Here is a 4,667-nt window from a genome sequence, read left to right as displayed (position 1 = left end):
GGCGACGACATAGAGCGGCATGGTCGGAAAGCGCGCATGCAGCGCCCGCATCACCCGCGACAGCACCGTGCCGTCGCCGACGCCGGCATCGAACAGCCGGAGCGCCGGCGGCGACGGCTGCAGAGTGGCGAGCTCGAGTGAGATTCGGTTGGCGATCTCGGTCTTCTCGCTGCAGGTCGAGACGAACAGCAGATATTTCTGGCGGTTGTCGAAGAAGCGGAAGCCGGCAGGCGCGATCGGCGTGGGCGCATCGTGGACCGGTCGGGTGGGCGCAGCGGGCGCATGCCCATTGCCCCGCACCGCGCGGTGCTCGCTCAGATAGGCACGGACCTTGTCGAGCGTGCCGGTCGTGATCTTGGCGCCGTCGCGGAGCCGCGACACCAGCTTGCCGTCATTGACCACGAGCCGGCCGAAGGTCGATTCCGCCGTGTTGGTGACACGGCAGAATTCACGGATCTCGTCGAGGATCTGATCCGACGTGCCGCCCGCGCGCGGGCCCTCTTCCATCCGCATGGCGCCTGTTCTCTCCCGCGGTCTCGTCCCTTTTCGGATATCAAGGGGCAGCCGCGAGGGAGCGTCAACCACAAACGGAGTGGGCAAGATTCATGGGCGCGTGCCCACGAGCCGTTTGGCAGTTTCAGGCCGCCTCGCGCGGCGGCCATTCCGGCGGATGCGAGCCGAGCGGCATCGCGGGCCGTGCCCAGAACGCGGGCGTTCTCGACAGCCTTCCCGAGTGGCTGACGCCGTTGAGCGTGCCAAAGCCGGATGGCGTTTCCTCCAGGAACGGCAGTACGGTGTCGCGCGAAAAATCCGGCGCCTTCAGCCCGTCGGTGAGACGGCCGAGATTCCAGAGCCAGCGGCCGGTCTGCGCCAGCGACACCCTGACATGCCAGCTCCCGCCCTCGCGCGCCTGGCGGAGCCTGCCCATCATCGCGCCGAACGCCATCAGGTAACCGGTGGCATGGTCGAGCATCTGCGCCGGCAATTCCTTGGGGCCATCGATGCCGGCAGCGACGCCTTCGGCATGGTTGAAGCCGGTCGAGGTCTGCACCAGCGAGTCGAAACCGCGGCGGTCCGCCCACGGGCCGTCATGGCCATAGGCCGACAGCGTGACATAGACGATGCCGGGCGAGAGTTTTGCGGCCTCTTCCGGCGCAAAGCCGAGCGAAGCGATCGCGCGCGGGCGATAGCCTTGCGCAAAAATGTCGGCGTCCTTCAGCAGTCCGCGCAAGGTCTCGCGTCCCGCTTCGCTCTTGAGCTCGACCGACGTGGAGAGCTTGCCGCGCCCGGTGTCGATGACGAGCCACGGAATGGTCGGCAGGTCGGGGCCGGAGATCAGCATCACGTCGGCGCCATGCGCCGCGAGCGTGCGGCCGGCGACGGGGCCCGCGATCACCCGTGACAGGTCGAGCACACGAAGGCCTGCGAGCGGCCGGTCGCCTGTGGGCCACGGCCGCGGCGCCGCGTCGCCGATCTTCTCGATCGAGACGACAGGCAACTCTGCGAGCGCCTTGGCCTGCGGCAGCGCCGACCATTGGTCGAAACTGCGCATCAGCGACACCACGCCGCCCGCCGCATAGGCCGCGGTCTCGAACGCCGCGCCCTCCCAGTGCATCAGCGCCGCCTGGATCTTCTCCCGCTCCGGCTCGCAATTCAGGGCCTTGCAGACGGCGGCGCGGTGATGCGCAAAATTGGTGTGCAGTCGCACGAAACGGGCGTCGCCGGTGCGGTAGACTCCGGCAGTGGGGTCCCAGGTCGGCGGCGGCGGCTTGCCGGCGACATTGAGATAGCGCTCGGAGCGGCATTCGACGGCGGCGTGCACCATGTCGACCGCCACCTCCTGCGCCTCGCCGCCGCGCATTTTCCAGATCTCGGCCGCGGCCAGGCCCGCTGCTGCCACGGAAACCTGCGCGGCTGCGCCGACGCGGAACGACGACGGCAGTTGCGGCTCGTCGCCGGTGAGCCTGATGGCATCGAGCGCGGATGGCGCGCCACCGGCGAGCTTCCAGAGATCGGCGAGGATATCGCTGGGTGTCTGCACTGTGGAGTCCATCATGGCTGGGGCCTCGCGCTGCGCTCGATCATATCGCGTCTTATCCCGATTTCGACAGTCTTGAGGGTATGCATCTGCGTTCTCGCGGCATGACCTGCCCGAGGCTTGCAAAGCAAACGCCCTCGAAGAAGCAGAGGGCGCAGGGAATGCCGGGTGCTTCAGCCTCACCCATGGCCCCCGTGCAACGAAAAGCACGGGGCAGGAACCACAGGTTTAGCCGAAATCACCGGCATTCCCTGCGCGATGGTGTTAACGCTTATTATCCGTGCTCTCCTCGGGGAACGGGCTTTCTTGCCCCCGTCGCCCGTGTGATGCGAAGCATCATCACGCGCTTGGCGCCCGCGTCGCGGCGTCAGGACCACACGATTTCGCCGTCCGCGCCGGCGCTGCTCGTCTCGCCGCGCCGCCGCGTCCATCGCATTCCGCCTCCAACGTTCGTGACGACGCGTACGTCCCTCTGCAAGGAAACGGAACGGGCGCATTGTACTTCTGATTTTACGAATCAGGCAAGTGAATTGTTTCTCGAAAGAGGGCTTGACAGGTTTTGACGAGAGCTGCCCGTCGGGCAAATCACCGGTGCCTGTGACCCAGGGCAGGCCTTTGCGATCGAGTTGCCGGCGTCCGCATTCAGCTCTTTCCGGACAGGCTCGAGGCATGGCCGGACCAAGCTTCCGTTGGACCGAGGGGCCGTCACCGATATTCTACGGTCGGGTCAACTGCGTTCAGACCTCTCGCATTTTGCCGCCAGATTTGCGAGCTGATGTGTGGCACCAACCACCAAACCGTTTTGGCCTTGCTAGGCGACCCACCGCCGACAAGGTCGCGTGGGGTCCGCTTGGGATCAGACAGGCGACATGGCGTAGCCCTGACGGTTTTCGCCGTCGGGCCAGGTCTCGCCATCGTACTTCGGCAGCTTGTCATACTCGCTGCGATCCCCAAATGCCTGACGGCACATCGCGTCGATACGGGCACGAGCCACACGGTTTAGGCGCGGGCTCAGGAGCGCTCATTTCTTGCTCCGATCGCTTGAAAACGAAGGTAACGATCGCCGTGAGAACAAGGACCAGCACGAGTATGCTGGCGCGAGCGAACACCGACGAAACCCGATCCATCGCTTCAACTGTAAGCAGTGTCAATGCGGTGATCAGTGCAAAAATATAGCTATGGACCTAGTCATTCATCCCTCCTTGATCCACTCTTCTATCGTGGCACAAGCCCCTCGTTGGTCGCGGGCTGAAATTTCTCATGCCGAGCAAATCTGGTCGGCACCACCTCGGACAGCCGACCTAGCGAAGCCGGACGACTTTTCTCTGTCGGGCCAAAAGCGGCTGTTGCATACCGTCTCTTGAACTGGAAGGAGAGGCCGCCCTGCAAACGGCATCTCCTTCGTACGGGAAGGCGATGATGGATGAGAGATGTCGTCAAGATCTGATGAACGAGAGCAGGTCGGGGTTGAGGACATCCGCATGCGTTGTCAGCATGCCATGGGAGTAGCCCGGGTAGGTCTTCAGCGACCCGTTCTTGAGCAGGTCGACCGCACGCGGCACGGTACTTTTGAAGGGGACGATTTGATCGGCCTCGCCATGCATAATCAGCACCGGCACGGTGATCTTCTTGAGATCTTCGGTGTAATCTTCCAACCAGGAGCCGACAGTCGCGTAGTGAGCCAGGGCGCCACCGGCCATGCCCTGACGCCACCAGTTCGCAATGATCGCCTCCGAAGGCTTGGCCCCGTCGAGGTTGTAACCGTAGAACGGGTTCTCCGGGACGAACCGATAGAACTGCGACCGGTTGCCCAGCATGCCCGCACGAACCCCCTCGAACCACTCCAGCGCCTGACCGGACGGGTTTTCCTCGCTCCGATACATGTTCGGCGTCAAGGAAGCGACCAGTACTGCCTTCGCGACGCGCTCCTGGTGGCGCGCGACATAGCGAGCCACCTCACCGCAACCTGTGGAGTGACCGATGTGGATCGCGTCGCGCAAGTCGAGGTGCTTGGTCAGGTCCGCGAGGTCGGCAACCCAGGTGTCCATGTCGTTGCCGGTGCCGGGCTGGTCGGACCGTCCGTGCCCACGACGGTCATGCGCGATGACGCGGAAGCCCTGCTGCAGGAAGAACATCATCTGGGCATCCCAGTCGTCTGCTGTCAGCGGCCAACCGTGGCTGAAGACGATCGGCTGACCTGATCCCCAATCCTTGTAGAAGATGCTTACACCGTCTGTAGTCGTGATCGTCGACATCGAGTCGCTCCATCTGCGCTGTTAGATCTTTGTTGAAAAGTTTGCGGACGGGGGTCTAAAAAAGCAGGCAGGCCCAAGCTGATCAGGCCACAGATCGCGCCCCCTGGCTTTCCAGAAGACACGATGTTCAGCGGCCTCGCCGGCGAGCCTTTGCCGTGGTAACACCCGATCGCCGACGCGTTATCGCCGGATCCGGCGCGGCGCTATTCGTCGCTCCTGCGCATTCGCGCGCGTTTCCCGCTAAATGAGGGACGCCACTCTCGATCGCGCTGCAGAATTGTCGAGGCCGTACTGAATTGCGACCACGCCGTGCCTATCGGCCTGGAGTGCTGGGATCACTTTGCTGAAGACGATACTATGCTTCGGCGAAGACA

The 4,667-nt window shown here is 63.9% G+C and carries 3 protein-coding genes and 1 pseudogene; all 4 read right to left on the bottom strand.

Going from position 1 to position 4,667, the window contains the following annotated elements; all coding sequences use genetic code 11:
• Positions 1-513, bottom strand: a pseudogene (locus tag JOY90_RS29015) (hypothetical protein); the annotation flags it as partial.
• A gap of 124 nt (positions 514-637) precedes the next feature.
• Entirely contained in the window at positions 638-2,041 is a 1,404-nt protein-coding gene (locus JOY90_RS29010; protein ID WP_291694523.1) for a CoA transferase, read from the bottom strand.
• A 929-nt stretch (positions 2,042-2,970) separates the two neighbouring features.
• Complete coding sequence (locus tag JOY90_RS40210; protein WP_367277007.1) at positions 2,971-3,063, bottom strand: DUF6283 family protein; 93 nt, start codon at positions 3,061-3,063, stop codon at positions 2,971-2,973.
• 411 nt (positions 3,064-3,474) lie between these two features.
• Entirely contained in the window at positions 3,475-4,293 is an 819-nt protein-coding gene (locus tag JOY90_RS29005) for an alpha/beta hydrolase (RefSeq protein WP_291694522.1), read from the bottom strand.
• Positions 4,294-4,667: the final 374 nt, after the last annotated feature.

The sequence above is a fragment of the Bradyrhizobium sp. genome, from assembly GCF_019242285.1.
Taxonomy (GTDB): Bacteria; Pseudomonadota; Alphaproteobacteria; order Rhizobiales; family Xanthobacteraceae; genus Bradyrhizobium.
This window is presented reverse-complemented; position numbering and strand designations above follow the sequence as displayed.